At 55.4% G+C, this 16,401-nt stretch carries 17 protein-coding genes and 1 pseudogene; 11 read left to right on the top strand and 7 right to left on the bottom strand.

Translation table 11 applies throughout. The annotated features are described in order from the left end of the window. The first annotated feature begins 9 nt into the window (after positions 1–9). The 3 genes from AD663_RS16130 (at position 10) to AD663_RS16120 (ending at position 3,645) form a co-directional block, all read left to right on the top strand. The gene (locus AD663_RS16130) at positions 10–1,332 is read left to right on the top strand and encodes an MFS transporter (protein WP_003182699.1); all 1,323 of its coding nucleotides are present in this window, start codon (positions 10–12) and stop codon (positions 1,330–1,332) included. Between the two features lie 51 nt (positions 1,333–1,383). After that, positions 1,384–2,133 (top strand): creatininase family protein, encoded by a 750-nt coding sequence (locus AD663_RS16125; RefSeq protein WP_003182697.1) that lies wholly within the window; start codon positions 1,384–1,386, stop codon positions 2,131–2,133. A 93-nt stretch (positions 2,134–2,226) separates the two neighbouring features. Then, the gene (locus AD663_RS16120) at positions 2,227–3,645 is read left to right on the top strand and encodes an aldehyde dehydrogenase family protein (RefSeq protein WP_053214138.1); all 1,419 of its coding nucleotides are present in this window, start codon (positions 2,227–2,229) and stop codon (positions 3,643–3,645) included. 123 nt (positions 3,646–3,768) lie between these two features. On the opposite strand, the gene AD663_RS16115 is transcribed toward AD663_RS16120, so the two are convergent. After that, entirely contained in the window at positions 3,769–4,185 is a 417-nt protein-coding gene (locus AD663_RS16115; RefSeq protein ID WP_003182693.1) for an Ohr family peroxiredoxin, read from the bottom strand. 42 nt (positions 4,186–4,227) lie between these two features. Further along, positions 4,228–4,617: a hypothetical protein gene (locus AD663_RS16110; protein WP_003182691.1), complete on the bottom strand. Its 390-nt coding sequence runs from the start codon at positions 4,615–4,617 to the stop codon at positions 4,228–4,230. 688 nt (positions 4,618–5,305) lie between these two features. On the opposite strand from AD663_RS16110, the gene AD663_RS16105 reads away from it, so the two are divergent. The 5 genes from AD663_RS16105 (at position 5,306) to AD663_RS29620 (ending at position 7,226) form a co-directional block, all read left to right on the top strand. Further along, the gene (locus AD663_RS16105) at positions 5,306–5,569 is read left to right on the top strand and encodes a DUF2790 domain-containing protein (protein WP_053214137.1); all 264 of its coding nucleotides are present in this window, start codon (positions 5,306–5,308) and stop codon (positions 5,567–5,569) included. Positions 5,570–5,617: 48 nt separating this feature from the next. Continuing rightward, the gene (locus AD663_RS16100; protein WP_053214136.1) at positions 5,618–5,956 is read left to right on the top strand and encodes a hypothetical protein; all 339 of its coding nucleotides are present in this window, start codon (positions 5,618–5,620) and stop codon (positions 5,954–5,956) included. Between the two features lie 247 nt (positions 5,957–6,203). Next, positions 6,204–6,620, top strand: a complete 417-nt coding sequence (locus AD663_RS28445) for an organic hydroperoxide resistance protein (RefSeq protein ID WP_003182684.1) — start codon at positions 6,204–6,206, stop codon at positions 6,618–6,620. 342 nt (positions 6,621–6,962) lie between these two features. After that, positions 6,963–7,091 (top strand): hypothetical protein, encoded by a 129-nt coding sequence (locus AD663_RS29625; RefSeq protein ID WP_003182682.1) that lies wholly within the window; start codon positions 6,963–6,965, stop codon positions 7,089–7,091. Further along, complete coding sequence (locus tag AD663_RS29620) at positions 7,092–7,226, top strand: DUF2790 domain-containing protein (RefSeq protein WP_371261193.1); 135 nt, start codon at positions 7,092–7,094, stop codon at positions 7,224–7,226. A 238-nt stretch (positions 7,227–7,464) separates the two neighbouring features. Here AD663_RS29620 and AD663_RS16085 read toward each other — a convergent pair whose 3' ends face one another. After that, positions 7,465–8,691 carry a CynX/NimT family MFS transporter gene (locus tag AD663_RS16085; RefSeq protein WP_003182680.1) on the bottom strand — a complete coding sequence of 409 codons (1,227 nt, stop codon included), beginning with the start codon at positions 8,689–8,691 and terminating at the stop codon, positions 7,465–7,467. Positions 8,692–8,830: 139 nt separating this feature from the next. On the opposite strand from AD663_RS16085, the gene AD663_RS16080 reads away from it, so the two are divergent. Continuing rightward, positions 8,831–9,646 (top strand): helix-turn-helix transcriptional regulator, encoded by an 816-nt coding sequence (locus AD663_RS16080; protein WP_053214135.1) that lies wholly within the window; start codon positions 8,831–8,833, stop codon positions 9,644–9,646. A gap of 48 nt (positions 9,647–9,694) precedes the next feature. Here the strand turns inward: AD663_RS16080 and AD663_RS16075 are convergent, their stop codons facing one another. The 4 genes from AD663_RS16075 to AD663_RS16060 form a co-directional block, all read right to left on the bottom strand. Further along, positions 9,695–11,035: a HAMP domain-containing sensor histidine kinase gene (locus tag AD663_RS16075; protein ID WP_053214134.1), complete on the bottom strand. Its 1,341-nt coding sequence runs from the start codon at positions 11,033–11,035 to the stop codon at positions 9,695–9,697. Continuing rightward, positions 11,032–11,772, bottom strand: coding sequence for a response regulator (locus AD663_RS16070; protein ID WP_053214177.1), 741 nt, complete (start codon positions 11,770–11,772; stop codon positions 11,032–11,034). The genes AD663_RS16075 and AD663_RS16070 overlap by 4 nt, the downstream gene beginning before the upstream one ends. A 340-nt stretch (positions 11,773–12,112) precedes the next feature. After that, complete coding sequence (locus AD663_RS16065; protein WP_053214133.1) at positions 12,113–13,546, bottom strand: catalase; 1,434 nt, start codon at positions 13,544–13,546, stop codon at positions 12,113–12,115. Between the two features lie 162 nt (positions 13,547–13,708). Continuing rightward, complete coding sequence (locus tag AD663_RS16060; RefSeq protein ID WP_033046113.1) at positions 13,709–14,125, bottom strand: Ohr family peroxiredoxin; 417 nt, start codon at positions 14,123–14,125, stop codon at positions 13,709–13,711. 205 nt (positions 14,126–14,330) lie between these two features. Between AD663_RS16060 and AD663_RS28440 the strand changes: the two are divergent. Further along, positions 14,331–14,720, top strand: a pseudogene (locus AD663_RS28440) (OprD family outer membrane porin); the annotation flags it as partial. 464 nt (positions 14,721–15,184) lie between these two features. Then, positions 15,185–16,231: a class I SAM-dependent methyltransferase gene (locus AD663_RS16050; RefSeq protein ID WP_003182670.1), complete on the top strand. Its 1,047-nt coding sequence runs from the start codon at positions 15,185–15,187 to the stop codon at positions 16,229–16,231. The last annotated feature ends 170 nt before the right edge of the window (positions 16,232–16,401 follow it).

Below are 16,401 nucleotides of genomic sequence, written 5' to 3'. Positions count from 1 at the left end.
GAGACTCGCATGTCGACCACCGTGACGCCCGCAGACAATGCCCTTGCAACGTTGTACCGCAAACTCAATTGGCGCCTGTTGCCACTCCTGTTCGTTTGCTACGTATTCGCCTACCTGGATCGCATCAACGTCGGCTTTGCCAAACTGCAGATGCAAAACGACCTTGGACTGTCGGACGCTGCTTATGGTGTTGGCGCTGGTGTGTTCTTTCTGGGGTATGTGCTGTTCGAGCTACCCAGCAACCTGATGCTGCCTCGAGTGGGGGCGCGAAACACGTTCAGTCGCATTCTGGTGTTATGGGGAATCACATCGGCCTGCATGCTATTCGTGCGCGACGTGCCGATGTTCTATGCCATGCGCTTTCTGCTTGGTGTTTTTGAAGCCGGTTTCGCACCGGGGATGATCTATTACCTGTCGTGCTGGTACGGCCCGAAACGAATGGCCCGGGCCATTGCAATCGTGTTCATCGCAGGTCCCGCCGGCGGCATTATTGGCGGTCCGCTTTCGGCATGGCTGATCTCCACTTTCGAGGGGGTGGGTGGCCTTGCTGGGTGGCAATGGATGTTCTTGATTGAAGGTCTGCCCTGCGTGTTGCTTGGTGCGTTTGCCTATTTTTACCTTTGCAACCATCCCGCCGAAGCTCGCTGGCTGAGCGTCGAGGAAAAGCAATTGCTGCAGCGTGAACTCGGCGCTTCCTCGGGAGGGGCCCACTCGTTCAGAGCCGTGCTGCGAGATCGCAGAATCTACATCCTGGCGTGCGCCTACTTCTGCATCATTTTCTCGATCTATGCCATGAGCTTCTGGCTCCCGGCGATCCTTAAAGCGCAAGGTATCAACGACATGATGCAGCTGGGTTGGTGCGCGGCCATTCCCTATGTGGCAGCGGCAGCAGGCATGTACTGGATCGGGCGCCGCTCCGACCGTTTCGGCGAGCGCCGCTATCACTGCGCGATCCCGGCAGGCGTCGGGGCACTATTGATACTTTTGTATCCTGTTGCCGATGGGAACCTGATGTTATCAATGGTTCTGCTGACGCTGGCGATCGCCATGATGTTCATGGCCTACACGGTCTTGTGGGCGATGCCCTCTGAACTCATCAAGGGCGAAGCGGCAGCGGGCGGTATCGCTCTGATCAACACCATCGGTCTGTGCGGCGGTTTTTGGGGCCCGGCAGTGATCGGTTGGGCAAAGACATCAACGGCAAGCATGAACCCTGGCATCGTCGCTGTCGGCTGCGTGTTTCTGTGCGCCGCGTTCGTGATCATCGCGAGCAAACCGCTGGCGCATCGCGACCGGATCTCGAATGCGCCGCAAGTTGATCGGGCGCTTTGAACTTCACACCCATCGTGTTCCGCAAGGAACCCTTCCAAAGAGAGAACGCAGATGCTTCTACATCTATCGACCTGGGCCGAAATCGCAAAATTTCTCGAGCGCAGCCGTACTGTCGTCATCCCGATCGGTTCCAACGAGCAGCACGGGCCTACCGGACTGCTAGGGACGGACTGGATGTGCCCCGAAATCATCGCCCATCAGGCGCAGGAGTCAGCGGACATTCTGATTGCCCCGACCTTCAACATCGGCATGGCCCAGCATCATCTCGGTTTCCCGGGAACGATCTCGCTCAGGCCTTCGACATTCATCGCCGCCATCGGTGACTGGACTCGCTCGCTGGTTGCCCACGGCTTCGAAAAAATCTTCTTTCTCAATGGCCATGGCGGCAACATCGCATCGATCGAAGCGGCGTTTTCGGAATTGTATGCCGAGGCGAGTTTCGCGCGTCGCCCTGCGGGTTTTGCCTTGAAGCTGTGCAACTGGTGGGATCTGGAAGGTATCAATGATTTGGCGAAGGACCAGTTCCCGACAGGACACGGCATTCATGCAACGCCTTCGGAAATTGCCGTGACCCAGTGGGCCTATCCGCACGCCATCAAATCGGCTGACTACTCGCCACAGATCGCCAATTGGGGGCCGATTCGAGAGGCAGCCGATTTCCGCGCCCGTCATCCGGATGGCCGCATGGGATCGGACCCGGCGCAAGCGTCACCGGAAAAAGGCCGGCAGCTGGTGATGATGGCAGCACAAGGCCTGGTGCAGGAGGTGCAAGCCTTCAGCCGCGAGCCGATGCCAGGCTGATCCGCGGGAGTTTTATCCGACCTGGCCAACGCCTGGGCATACCGGGCGTTGGTGCTCATCGCGGGTAAACCGCAATCGATCAGGTACGCCAAGATGTGGAAAATCAATCATAGTTACATTGATGGAGCATTCGTTCCCGTTCAGGGGAATGAAACGGTGCAATGCATCAACCCGGCGACCGAGACGGTCATCGGTACGGTCACCTTGGCCAACCGTGAAGATGCCAGGTGCGCCATCGCGGCGGCTTCGCGTGCTCAAATCGAGATGGGCCGCACCTCCAAGGCCGAGCGTATCGAGATGCTTGAGCAGTTGCAGTTTGCCGTGCTGGCGAGCACGGATGAAATTCGTGATACCGCCATCGAAGAATACGGTGCGCCGTTCGCGCGAGCGCAATGGGTCAGTCGCTACGCTTCGCAGTCATTTGCCAATGCGGCGCAGGCGTTGAAAAACTACGACCTGATTCGTTCGATGGGCGACGCGACCGTGGTGATGGAGCCGGTCGGCGTGGCGGCGCTGATTGCGCCCTGGAACAGCACCGCTGGGACAATATGCAGCAAACTGGCATCGGCCATTGCGGCCGGCTGTGCCTCGGTCATCAAACCGAGCGAGTTGAGTCCCTTGCAAACCGATGTGCTCGCCCAGGCGTTGCATCGCGCAGATTTGCCCAAAGGGGTTTTCAATATTCTATTGGGGCGAGGCGGTGATGTCGGTGACGAAATCAGCACCAGCCCACACGTCGCGAAAGTTTCATTCACGGGGTCCACCGCCACCGGTAAACTCATTGCTCGCGCCGGTATAGAAACCATGAAGCGAGTGAGCTTGTCGCTTACGGGGAAGTCGGCCTCCATCGTCCTTGATGACGCCGATCTAGACGCGGCCATGCCTCTTGCATTGAATGCTGCCTTCATGAATAACGGACAGGCATGTGTTGCCGGCACGCGCCTGCTGGTGCCACGCAAGCACGCCGAGGACATCATCGACCGTGTAAAAAGCCTGGTCGGGGCGATGGTCGTCGGCAGTCCGCAGGATCCTGCCACCGTTATCGGGCCTCTGGTCAGTCAGGCGCAATTCGACCGCGTACAAGGTTTCATCCGCCGCGGGCAGGCACAAGGCGCGACGCTGATTGCCGGCGGGGAGGGCAGGCCGATCGGCCTGGACAAGGGCTATTTCGTAAGGCCCACGGTCTTTGCCGACGTCAGCAGTGACATGGACATTGCTCAAGAGGAGATTTTCGGCCCGGTGCTGTCGATCATTGCATATGACTCGCAAGAACAGGCGATCGATATTGCCAACGCCAGTGTCTACGGCTTGCAGGCCTATGTGTTTTCTCGGCAGCCGGAACGCGCCCGAAGCCTCGCGGTCCGGCTACAGGCCGGTTCGGTGTTGATCAACAGAGTCGCGCCAGAACTGCTTGCACCGTTCGGCGGGGTCAAACAGTCAGGTGTCGGCCGGGAGTTCGGCGCCTTTGGGCTGGAATCGTTTCTTGAGGCCAAAAGTATTGTGTCGGATTAGCCTGGGTTTGGCGGGATATCGTGTTCGCGTCTGGTGTTGTGAATAGCCAATGATTGCGAGGCAGAAGCAGGCGGTTTCCTTTGCTTCTGCTTCTGCTGAAGGTGTTGAGCATAGAGCGGAAAATCAGGCGAGTGTGATGCTCACAGGGATGTTGGCGCGCGTGGCTTTTGAGTAGGGGCAGTTCTGGTTTGCCGCTTCAATAAGTTGCAAAGCGATGTCCGACTCGATGTCAGGCAACGATACGACCAGTCGGGCCTGCAGAGTAAAACCCTGTTCGCCATGGATCAGGTCGACTTGGGCATCGACACCGGCCATCACTGGAAAGGCGATCCTACGAGCATTGCAGGCATGGCGCAGAGAACCGAGAAAGCAGGCTGACCAGCAGACTGCGAACAATTGCTCCGGGTTGGTGCCTATTCCGGGCGCGCCGGGTGGAGAAAGCTTGAGGTCAAGTCGTCCATCATGGCTGCGGCCGGTGCCCTCTCGACCTCCTGTTGTGTAGGTATGACCGGTATAGAGGGTTTTTTCGATATTGATCATGAGTACTTCCTAGCGTTGATAACGCGGCGTCGATAGATCGAATCACGTGACTTGCATGGCTTGCTGGCAGTTGCGCACCGCCACACCTGCAAGAGCGTCGAAAACGGCTTCTGAGCCCGCGTTACCCAGTAGAGTTGATCGTGCGATATCGAGAACCCACGCCCGGAACGGTAGGGTCGGGTCATAACCTGGCTGTCCAAGGTAGAGCGCCTTGAAAGCTTCCTGAACCAGGCCCGCTGTGGCTCCACGCTTGATTCGCCCGGCCTGCACTTGGCCTTCATAGAAGGCGATGAGTAAGGGTGTCACTGCCGCAAAGAGTTGTTGTGACTCACGCCTGTCACGCCTGACGACACCCGCCATTAAGGCGTGCAATTCGTCGTTCCCAAGCCGCTCAGCTGTGCTAAGGCAACTCACGCGATAACCTTCGGCCATGATCGGATCCCTCTACGTCATCTGTTCAACTGATCAAGCAACCAACCGGGGAATAGGAGGTTGCCAAAGTTTGAGTGCTGCAGCTCGAGCATGACGTCACAGGGTGAGACTTACCAGTTATGCGGTGTTAGCGCTTAATAGTAGAAACGCTGGGTGGCCATAGGTGTGAGGGTGGGGGGCAACAACATCGCATCTGCTATGCCACTTATCATCCCAACGCACTCTTCACAAAAGCGTCAACGCTTTTTCCGCTTATAGATAATCGGACTCGGTTTAGACGATGGGACGTTAGGAGTGCGCACCTTTTTGTATGTGGACGCCATGAGGCTGAACGGCAAAAAAGTCAGATGCAGCGGCAACATGTTGCCGCCTTACCCGGCCGGCTCCTTCGACTCCAAGGCGCTTGGGGTTTGGCACATCCATGGCAAAGCCATAAATATATTGGAATGATCAGTCAATAATGATTTTTAGGGTGTGGCAGCCGTGGCGAACTGGTTGAGCGCCGCAAATCCCTTGAGGTTTGTATCGATGTGTATTTCCAGGCGGCTCTGATACGAATCGATTTGAACACCCCTGTTTTCGACACAGACCAGATACCTCTGAGGCTTCTAATAGGCTCCATCGAGGCAAACCCGACCGCCTCGGCTCAATAGAACGATTTAGCCATTGAAGCCTTGAGGAGATCACCATGAACACTAAAGCAATCTACGCCGCTTGCCTGTTTGCCGCCCTGAACATCTGCACGTTGTCCGCCCGCGCCGAAGCAGGCGTCTCGCCTGAGACCTACACCTACGGCACCCACCTGGACATCAAGAAAGTGGTGTCGCTGACACACGACGCCGCACCCACCTGCGGGGTTGTGAATGCCCAGATGACCTACTTGGATACCCAGAGCAAAACGCAGGTCCTGGACTACCGCAAGTTCGCTGACGGCTGCATTGGTGACAACTGAGCCCTCCACTTACCGATTGCCAATCCCCTTTGAAACAGGAGAAAAATCATGAACAACGTGACTCGCTTTTTGACCGCCGCTGCTTTCGCCCTGGCTGGTGCCGCCGCTCATGCTAACGCCGCTGTTGAACAAAGCTCCTGCGGCAGCAGCACATGCTTCCAGTTGGCCCCTGTGAACGCGCTGGGCGGTGGTGACTTCCTGGTACAGGACGGCTCGAGCCGTACGCCGCAAGGTCAGTTGGTAGCTGCCGATGGTTCGAGCCGTACGCCGCAAGGTCAGTTGGTAGCTGCCGATGGTTCGAGCCGTACGCCGCAGGGGCAGTTGGTAGCGGCTGATGGTTCTAGCCGCACGCCGCAAGGTCAGTTGGTGGATAACCAGACGGTTTGAGTGATGTCTCATAAACACCACCACCCCTTGTAGGAGTTGCTTGCCAACTCCTACAAGGGGCCCTTCTCAACCAAAATCACATCCGATCAACTCAGTGAAATGACAGAACTGCCGCGAGCGACTACGGCCGCAATAAGCAGGCTTGGCGGTGAACGATACCTTCGTGCAATCGAGAGGTTGCCAAGGGTCTGCTCTGATTCACCAACGCACTTGGCAGGCGTCTTCCCATAAAATAAGGAGCTTCAATATGACATCCAAGAAAATCCTCTATACCGCTAAAGTACACACCACAGGAGCTCGCGATGGGGGCACTTCACGAAGCGACGACGGAAAGTTGGATATTCGCCATTCGCTACCGGGTTTCAAAGGCAATGGTACCAACCCCGAACAACTCTTCGCGGCTGGCTGGTCGGCATGCTTTGACGGAGCGCTGGGGCTTGCGGCGCGCAAGTTTAAAGTCGAACTTCCGGCCGACGTCGCCATTGATGCCGAAGTCGATCTTTGCCTGGAAGGTGATGCCTATTTTCTGCGTGCTCGACTTAACGTTAGCCTGCCGGGGATAGAGCGTGATACAGCCCTGCGCCTGATCGATACCGCGCATCAGACTTGTCCTTATTCGAAAGCTGTTCGCGGAAATATAGACGTCGTTCTGAATCTCGTCTGAACGCACCCTGACGAAATCACAAGTATACGCATGACTGCCTGAGGTCTTCAGGTAGTTGTGTGTTTGTTTCTGCTTTTGAGTGAAGGGAAGTTGAGTGCTCAATAACCCGCTTGTTTCATTACATTTTACGCAACATTAGGCCGACCTATCCTTCGGTTAAATAGTCCTGTTTGGATGAATTGAAATCGTAATTTTATGTATCTGAGACCCTCCCGATACGAACTGGTTTATTTGCGGAGGTTGGTGACACACACGGGTTACCTTAGCGGCGTTAAATGGCACCCATCGCAGCAGCACAAGCTGTCTTGCTGGATCAATCATTTAATAACTGGAGATGTCGTCATGAACTGCAAGAATCTCAGCATCGCTTCACTGTTTGCCATCGTTAGCCTCGGCGCCGTCGCAGCTAATGCCCAGGAGAATGTAACTCCGCAGGCCTACATGTACTATGATCACTTGGACATTGCCTAAGTGGTTTCGGTCAGCGAAGCAACTTCATCCGGTTGCGGTGTCGTTAACGCACGGATGGCTTATTTAGACTCCGCTGGCAAGTCTAAGGTGCTAGATTATCTCACCGTCGATCAAGGGTGCGGCCAGAACAACTGATGTACATGTCCCCCGCCGATGGCGCCTTTAGAAGAGCCGTTGACACACCGGCTCTTTTTCAGGTTCGTCTGCGGCCACGCCAGCCCCATTGAGCAATCGTATTTCCACCACCCGCTGGCCTGACAAGAAGACCGTCATTGTGGTTTCCCAAAGTGTGCAGCTGGCACCGTTGCAAGTGCGGGTGGCGTAGGTTATTGAGTTGATACAATGTATGCGTCGGCATAAAACCGTTGCGATGTCAGGTCGCTGGCACCCGTAATCCCGTTTCGGATGCCGGCTTCAGAATTGGCGTCAGGCACAGCATAAAAAGAAGTACCGCAAACAGCATGTCATAAGCAAGGTCGTAGCTTCCGGTATAGTCACGCAGCGCGCCGAAGCAGACGGGGCCCAACGCTGCAATCAGGTAGCCTACGAAAAGCATGAAGACGGTCCAAGCCCCGGCTTCTGCAGACGTTTTGGAATTGTCCAGTGGCAACGTCATCCCAACTGTGAAGGACATGCCTAGACCGGTTGCTACAAGCAATACGTAAAGAATCGGCGAAGTATCTGGAGCAAACGCCATGCCCGCCGTACCAATGAGTGCAAGTACGGTGGTGATTCCCAAAAGACCACGACGGTCATGGGGCCTTCCAGGGATCAGGCCAGCACCGACACTTGCGATTGCAAACACCGCTGTAAATAGCCCAAGCAACACTCCGGCGGGCAGGGCGGTTAGAGCGACTTCGGTAGATGCGGGTGCTAACCAGGCGAAGAGGGCATAGACCACGAATTGACTTGAGCCGAAATACAACGCTATGAGCCACGCTTGAGGATTGCTCCACGGCATCCCGGTCACGGGCGACCGGTTATCAACGGTGTTGACCTTCGGTGCGGAAGTTGCGAACCGTCGGGCCATCCACAACCAGCTTATTACAGCTGTGACGCACAGTAAGCTCCAGATCCCGGCACCCACCCGCCAGCTTTGAGCGAACTCAGTAATGGGTGCAGTGAATAACGCAGAAAGAGTTGCTCCTACGCTAAGGCCGGCGGCATAGATACCCATGAAGAATGCTGGCCGATGTGGAAAGTGAGCTTTTATCCAACCACCGATGAGAGCACCAGCAATTGCGATTCCGATACTGACCAGAAATGTACTGAGCAATAGAAAAACGGCATCCGGAGATATTGCCCGCACCAAGCAGGCTGCTCCAAGCAAAACCAGCGCTGCAATTACGCAACGGTCGCTACCAAAGCGCCGACTTAAATTGGGTGCGACTAAGGCGAAGGTGCCCATGCAGACATCGGGAATGGAAGTCAGCAACGCCGCTTGGGTAAAGGTCAAACCATATTGGTTTTGAATAAGCAGCAAGATGGGGCCAATAGAAACAATCGCCGGACGTAATGCAATGGAAAGAACCAATAAACCGATGACTGCAGGTGCGCTATGTTTGTCGGATGCATTTGGAAAAGTGTTGATGGGGGCCATTTTCTACGTACCCTTATTTTCGGAAATTTGATTAAGGGCGATCGTAGCGATATCAAAGAGTCGGCAAGTGCCAGCTTATGTCTTCAAAGTGACAATGTCAGAGACTTCGGCATTGCAACCTAATGGGTGAGTGTGATCGATGAAGCAAAAGGGACGGATTGTCAGCAAAGCCGAAGAATTGAACGGACGCAGTGAGGATTACCTAGACTATCAGGACGTACCGCGGCTGATGACGGCATTGGCTCGCAACCAAATGGCCGGGGAATACAATCCCCCGCATACACATCGCCATGGCCAGTTGTTGTATGCCATCAGCGGTGTCATGCGTGTTGCGACCCGCGGTGGCATGTGGTTTCTCCCGCCTAAACGGGCTCTGTGGATACCCGCCGGAGAAGAACATGACCAATTGATGCTCAGCCCGGTCAAGATGCGTTCCATCTACATAGAAGCCGACGTCGCCGCAAGTTATGGAGACAGCTGCCGAGTCGTGGACGTTTCTCTGCTATTGCGCGAACTGATACTGGTGCTGGCCAGTGAACCCATCGAATATTCACTCGGGGGCCGCAATAGTCACGTCGTAGCTCTGATTCTTAGTGAACTGGAATCTGCACGAACATTGCCGCTTCAGATACCGTGGCCGGTAGACCGCCGGCTGTTGGTGGTGTGCAACGCTATTCTCGACACTCCAGGGCAAGCTCGAAACGTAGACTATTGGGCGGACAAAGTGGGTGCCAGTTCGCGCACGTTAATCCGCCTGTTTCTCAAGGAAACAGGCCTGACTTTCCGCCATTGGGTGCAACAGGTGCGATTGGCCAGCGCCTTGAACCGGCTCGAGAAGGGGGAGTCAATCGGGTTGATTGCCCGGGATCTGGGCTATGTTAGTGCAAGTGCGTTTAGCGCAATGTTTCGCCGTGCGATGGGAGAGTCCCCGCGGGCGTTTTTGATTCGCGAATAAAATAGTCGATGCAGCCAATCGGCTGGCGCAGCAGTGAATGGCACCGCCTTATCCGACGGTGCTACTCATCCTCGAAGAATCAGACAAGCTACTGGGTAGTGTCAGTTGAGCACACAGCCCGCCACCTTCACGGTTGTACAGTATTAAAGTACCTTGAAGTTTTAGCGTAAGTTGTTGGGAAATTGCTAGTCCCAGTCCTGTACCGCCCGTAGCACGGTTGCGCGAGCTTTCCACGCGATAGAACGGTTTAATCACTTCTGGCAATTGGTCCTCGGGAATTCCTGGACCACGATCCAGAATCTTGATCTCCAAGCGTTTGTCCGTTTGAGGCTCAACGGTGATTTGGACCTCTGTGCCAAACTTTAGCGCATTGTCCACAAGATTCACTAGCACTCGTCGCAGTGCATGCGGCCGTGTATCGATAACGGTGCCGATTTCCGCGTTTAGAACAACACTTTTTCCAGTATCCAGATAATCGAATACCAGGCTGTCGAGGAACGAGTGCAGATCGAGCCGGCGGCTGGTCTCAGTTGAACCATCCATGCTGCGCGCGTATGCCACCCCTTCCTGAACCAGATGCTGCATCTCGCTCAGGTCCTTACAGAGTTTGTACTTCTCTACGGAGTCTTCCATGAACTCGGCGCGCAGTTTCATACGCGTGATGGGCGTCTGCAAATCGTGAGAAATGGCAGCCAATAGTTGCATGCGCTCTTTTATATGAGTCGCGATGCGTTCCTGCAAGGTATTAAAGGCAACCGCTGCGTAGGCCACTTCTATAGGGCCTGCCTCATCAAGACGAGTTCCTCCCCCGTTCGGATCAAGAGTATCGACTGCCTTTGATAGGCGAGTCAGGGGGCGTATTGCAGTTCGTACCGCAAACCAGGTACAGCCGAATAGTAGCAACAGTTGCACGATTAACAGCAACGGTAGCCATGGCGATAGTGGGGATATTTTAGGCCGAACATCAATCGTCAGCGGGCTTCCGTCGCTCAGGCGTAGGTGCGCTTGATAATGCGGACGCAGGTCAGAAATATCAGTAAAGCTAAGGTCGTGATCTTGCCCCAGTGTCGCTTCCATGGAGCGAACAGACGCCGGGGCGGAGGCCATGTTCATCGGCGTACCAGGTTGGCCCTCGTCCAGTTGATAGCGATAGTTGGGATGCTCAAAGCGCGGTAGCCAGTCTTGACGTTCAGCAGCGGGCAGGCGCTCAAGCATTGCCACAGTGGTCGTCAAGTCTTGCTCCAGATTTCCCAGCATCAGTGTCATCGCGCTTTGGTATCGCTCATAAAACTGCAGCCCAAAAGACAGTCCATGAGCTGCTACAAGGCTGACGAGAAAGATCAACGACAGTCGCGAGGCCAACGTTCTTGGCCAACGCAGCGGCGTCATGACTGCTCTCCTAGAATTTCCACCGGATAGGTGAAAACATACCCTTCGCTGCGCACGGTCTTGACGTAGGCTGGGTCGCGGGCGTCGTCCAGCAAGCGTTGACGCAGACGGCTTACCAACAAATCGATGGAGCGATCGAAGAGATCTGCGTCGCGCCCCTGGGTCAGATTGAGCAATTGATCGCGGCTCAGGACGCGTTGGGGGTGATCGACAAATACCCTCAGCAAACGGTATTCCGCGCCGCTTAAGGTGACGATAGTCCCCTCGCTATCGAGCAAATGACGCGCCGTGGTATCTAACCGCCACTTACCAAACGCAAGCAGGCGACTAGCCTCGCTGACAATCAAATTGGGTGGCAGCATGCGCGTGCGGCGCAGTACGGCATTGATACGTGCAAGCAGCTCACGGGCTGCGAAGGGTTTAACCAGATAATCATCAGCTCCCATTTCCAGGCCGATGATGCGGTCGGTTTCTTCGTTGCGTGCGGTCAGCATCAGGACCGGTGTGCTTTTATGTTTGCCTGAACGAAGTTCTCGACATAAGAGCAGTCCATCGTCCCCTGGCATCATGATATCCATCACGATGAGGTCCACGGTGGAAGACTCAAGAAAGGAGCGCATCTGTCGGCCGTCCGCCACGACTGTGGTTCGCAAACCGTTCTTTTTTAGGTAGTTACCTACGAGCTCTCGAATCTCGCGATCGTCGTCGACTATCAGAATGTGATCAACGTGTTCCATCTGACTCACCATAGATCCTCAGCATTTCGCCATGTCTCCTAACGAGCGACGTTTTTAGCGATTGGGTGCGCGGCCGTCTATTACATCAAGGTGTAAGTGCTGAAGCCCAGTAACGCGGTCACCTGAAAGAACTGGAACGCGTGGAATCAGCGGGGCCATCCTACGCCACGAGGTTCTGACCTTCATGCCGCCTCGCGTGACCTGGAACAGCTTCTGATGGCTGAGCCTTTGGGAGGACTGTTTTTGAATCGCTTTGAAATCATTTTCAATGTTGGGTTGGCGGGAGGGGCAAGAGCAAATGGCGCGAGTAACCTTTTTGCTCTTGCTGATAGCGTCTCGATCAAGCTAGTTGTTCAATTGCCTGGGCGACGCCCGATCCATATTCCGGATCAGCTTGCGTGCAGTGGTTGATGTGGCGCTGCTTCGCCTGTGTACTAGCTCCGTGGATCGATCTCGCAGTGTTATCGAACAGCGCCTGTCTCTGAGCCGTGTCCATCAGCCGGAATAGGGCGCCAGGTTGGGTGAAATAATCTTCGTCTTCCCTGTGGTTCCAGTGCCAGGCACTGCCCTGCAGTGATAGAGGCGGCTCACGGAAGTCGGGTTGCTCCGCCCATTGTTCATGGCTGTTGGGCTCATATCCGATGGCGCTTCCGGCATTTGCGTCGGTACGCATTTGCCCGTCCCGGTGATAGTTGTTGACTGGGCATCGAGGGGCATTTACCGGAATCTGATGATGATTTACGCCCACGCGATAGCGTTGCGCATCGCCATAGGAAAACAATCGAGCCTGAAGCATTTTGTCTGGTGAAAAGCTGATGCCAGGCACGACGTTGGCAGGGTTGAAGGCGGCTTGTTCGACGTCGACAAAGTAGTTGTCCGGGTTGCGGTTGAGCTCAAGGACACCGACTTCGATCAGGGGATGATCTTTATGCGGCCAGACCTTGGTCAAATCGAAAGGATTGATCGGATAAGACCCAGCTTCCGCTTCTGGCATTATTTGAACGTAGAGTTTCCATTGGGGAAAGCGACCTTCCTCAATGCTGGTGTACAAATCCCGTTGCGCGCTTTCGCGATCATCGCCGACCAGTTCGCAGGCTTGCTGATCAGTCAGGTTTTTGATGCCTTGTTGGGTTTTCCAGGTGAACTTCACCCAAAAACGTTCGTTCGCCGGACTAATGAAACTGAACGTATGGCTGCCGAATCCGTGCATGTGTCGATAGGAGTGCGGTAGTCCGCGGTCGCTCATAACGATCGTGACCTGATGCAAAGCCTCGGGCAGTAGTGTCCAGAAATCCCAGTTGTTTCTGGCACTACGCATATTTGTACGTGGATCACGTTTGACTGCGTGATTGAGGTCTGGAAACTTCAACGGATCCCGCAGAAAAAACACAGGTGTGTTGTTGCCCACCAGATCCCAGTTGCCTTGGCCGGTATAAAATTTGATGGCAAACCCGCGAATGTCACGCTCGGCGTCGGCGGCTCCACGTTCGCCAGCCACGGTAGAAAATCGGACGAATACATCCGTGGTCTTACCAATGCTCGAAAATAAGTCTGCTTTTGTGTAGCGGGTGATGTCGTGAGTAACCGTGAAAGTGCCGAATGCGCCTGAGCCCTTTGCGTGCATCCGGCGTTCAGGAATAACCTCACGGTCAAAGTGCGCCAACTTCTCTAGCAGCCAAACGTCCTGCAATAACACGGGTCCTCTAGGACCAGCCGTTTGAGAGTTGTTGTTATCGCCCACCGGCGCGCCGGCTGCTGTCGTCAGTTTTTTCATTATCGGACCCTTGCTTTTATGGTTGTTGAAAAGCCTGCATAAGATGTACTGGTCAGGGAAAACGCGCCGCACCAGACATGACGGCCGCCATGGCCCGTAATTCCGCGCTTCTGACGTTCTTTGGCGTGTATCTGAAGTGGGGGAAAATGATTAGCACTGAGCTCAGAGGAGACTGAGCTGAACCTCGACATTGCCGCGGACGGCTTTGGAGTAAGGGCATGTCTGGTGGGCGGTGTAGATCAGTTTGTGCGCTACCTCGCGATCCAGTCCCGGCAAGCTGACGGTCAACCGAGCGCATAGAAAGTACGCCTCTCCACTGAGACAAAGATCGACCTCGGCATCGATAGAGACGTCAACCGGTAGTGACACCTTCTGCTTCAGTGCCGCCAGGCCCAGCGCCGCGTCGAAACAGGCAGACCAACTAGCTGCAAAAAGCTGTTCCGAGTTCGTCCCGCTGCTATCGAAACCCGGTAGCGAGTGCCTGATGTTCAAGCAGCCGTCATCACTGCGAGAGTAACCCCCGTCGCGAAAACCTTTTGTGTGAACCCTGACGGTATACAACGCTCTTCCGGCCCCCATCTCTGTCTCCTGATCTTCGAACGCATGGGCATTTTTCCAGTGTCCCTGTCACTTAGGTCTGGATCTAAGTCAGGAGTAATCAGAACAGAGCATTCAAAGCGGGACGATTACACGATGGTATCGGGCTTGGTTTCGGATACATGCTCCATGCGATACCAAGGTGCGATAGGGGTACTACTAGGGGAGGGCAACCCGTTGGAAGCGAGGGTTGCAACGACTGACGGGCGACAGCGCATGGCAGAGAGTGGCGGGTGCCAGCGGTGCGACTGTCGCAAACGACAGTTATGGGTCGAGCTATGACAATGCCGGCGAGCGCTCGTGGCAACTACGGCATGACTACGACTTTGCGGCGCTGGGAGCTCCTGGACTGACCTTGATGAATCGCTACATCAAAGGCACGCATGCCCACGCAGGCGGTGTGACGCATGGCGAGGAAGCCGGTCGTGAGACGGAATTCGGGTACACAGTGCAGAGCGGTAGTTTCAAGTCGTTGTACCTGCGTTGGCGCAATTCGACGGTGCGCCGGGATTACGGAAATACCAATAATTTTAACGAGAACCGCTTGATCGTTTCCTATCCCGTGTCGATCTTCTAGGTCGTTGGTTGATGCAGGTAGCAGGCGCGCTCACGCTGACCCAGTGAACATTCGTAAGCCGCTAACCGTAACAGTGCGAGTCTAAAGGAACTGCCAAAAATGCCACCTGGCGTACCACATCTTTAAGCGATGTTTTCGAGCTTATCGAATGAGAGCAACCCGTTGCTCGAATCATGACAAGGCTCGCTTGGATGTTAGGAACACTTGCGTGCTCACGATGCCGTCATTTCAACACCTTACCGCCGAGCGTCGCGTCAGATAACTTGAGCATTCGCCAAGCACTAGACTGAACATTCCACACCTACTTCTGGTGTGGACAGCCAGGCGGGCAGATCTAGCGTTCACCCGGCATTTGCGCACGAGCCCGCGGCAACGCGCCCCGTGTTAATCCATCCGACCACCGCAACAGTTTTCAGGTCCTCTACACCCGTGTCTACGGTGGCCTTCTTGCAGGAGGGTATGTAATGGACGAGGTAAAACTTAACGAGTTCATGGGCAAGCTGGTGTCCGATATGGGCGCCGCCGCCATGCTCGCCAATGTGATCCTTGGCGATGAACTCGGGTTGTACAAAGCCATGGCCGATAGCCGACCGGTTACCCCGCAGCAACTCGCCTCGAAAACCGGCTGTCATCCGCGGCTGGTTCAAGAGTGGCTCAGTGCGCACGTGGCCTCAGGCTATATGGAACACCACGACGGACAATTCACGTTACCGGAGGAACAGGCGTTGGCATTGGCCATCGAGGATTCACCGGTGTACGTAGCCGGCGGGGTGATGGTGGTGGCGTCCATGTTTCACGACAAGGACAAACTGCTGGCTGCAATGCGCGGTGATGGCGGACTGCCCTGGGGTGATCACCATCCGTGCATGTTCAGCGGTACTGAGCGCTTCTTCCGGCCCGGCTACAAATCCTTTCTGGTGTCGCAATGGTTACCGGCCCTGGAAGGGGTTGTGGAAAAGCTCGTTGCTGGCGCGCGGGTGGCAGACATCGGTTGTGGGCACGGCGCCTCGACAATCGTCATGGCGAAGGCCTTCCCGGCGTCGCGCTTTGTCGGGTTCGACTATCACGCACCATCCATCGCCACCGCGACGCAGCGTGCCAAGGAGGGTGGGGTCGATGATCGCGTCAGCTTTGCCCAAAGCACCGCAAAAGACTTTCCCGGGGACGATTACGATCTGATTTGCTACTTCGATTGCCTGCATGACATGGGGGATCCGGTCGGTGCCGCGCAACATGCCTATCGCTCGCTGAAGGCGGACGGTACGGTTTTGCTGGTCGAGCCCTATGCCAAGGACACGCTCGACGAGAACATCACCCCTGTCGGGCGGCTGTTCTATGCTGCTTCCACTTTCATCTGCACACCGAACTCGCTGTCCCAGGAAGTGGGGCTGGGCTTGGGAGCCCAGGCAGGCGAGGCGAGGTTACGCGAGGTATTCGACGCGGCTGGGTTCAAACACCTGCGTCGTGCGACAGAAACACCCTTCAATCTGATCCTGGAGGCCCGTAAGTGATCGTCTGTTAGGTTCGTTAAAGACGCGCTTACTCAAAATGGTCAGTGTGAAGCGCTTTTGATCGGCTACGGTCCGCCAGCGGGGCTCGCCTCGATCCTGCTGCATTTGGCCACGGGCTTTTGAATTGACATGAGGCGCGGAAGATGTCGCCGATGATCTGGGTGCCTGCT

This window comes from Pseudomonas sp. Q12-87 (assembly GCF_001269755.1).
Lineage (GTDB): Bacteria > Pseudomonadota > Gammaproteobacteria > Pseudomonadales > Pseudomonadaceae > Aquipseudomonas > Aquipseudomonas fluorescens_S.
Note: the sequence above shows the minus strand (reverse complement) of the source record. Positions and strands in the feature narration are given on the sequence as shown.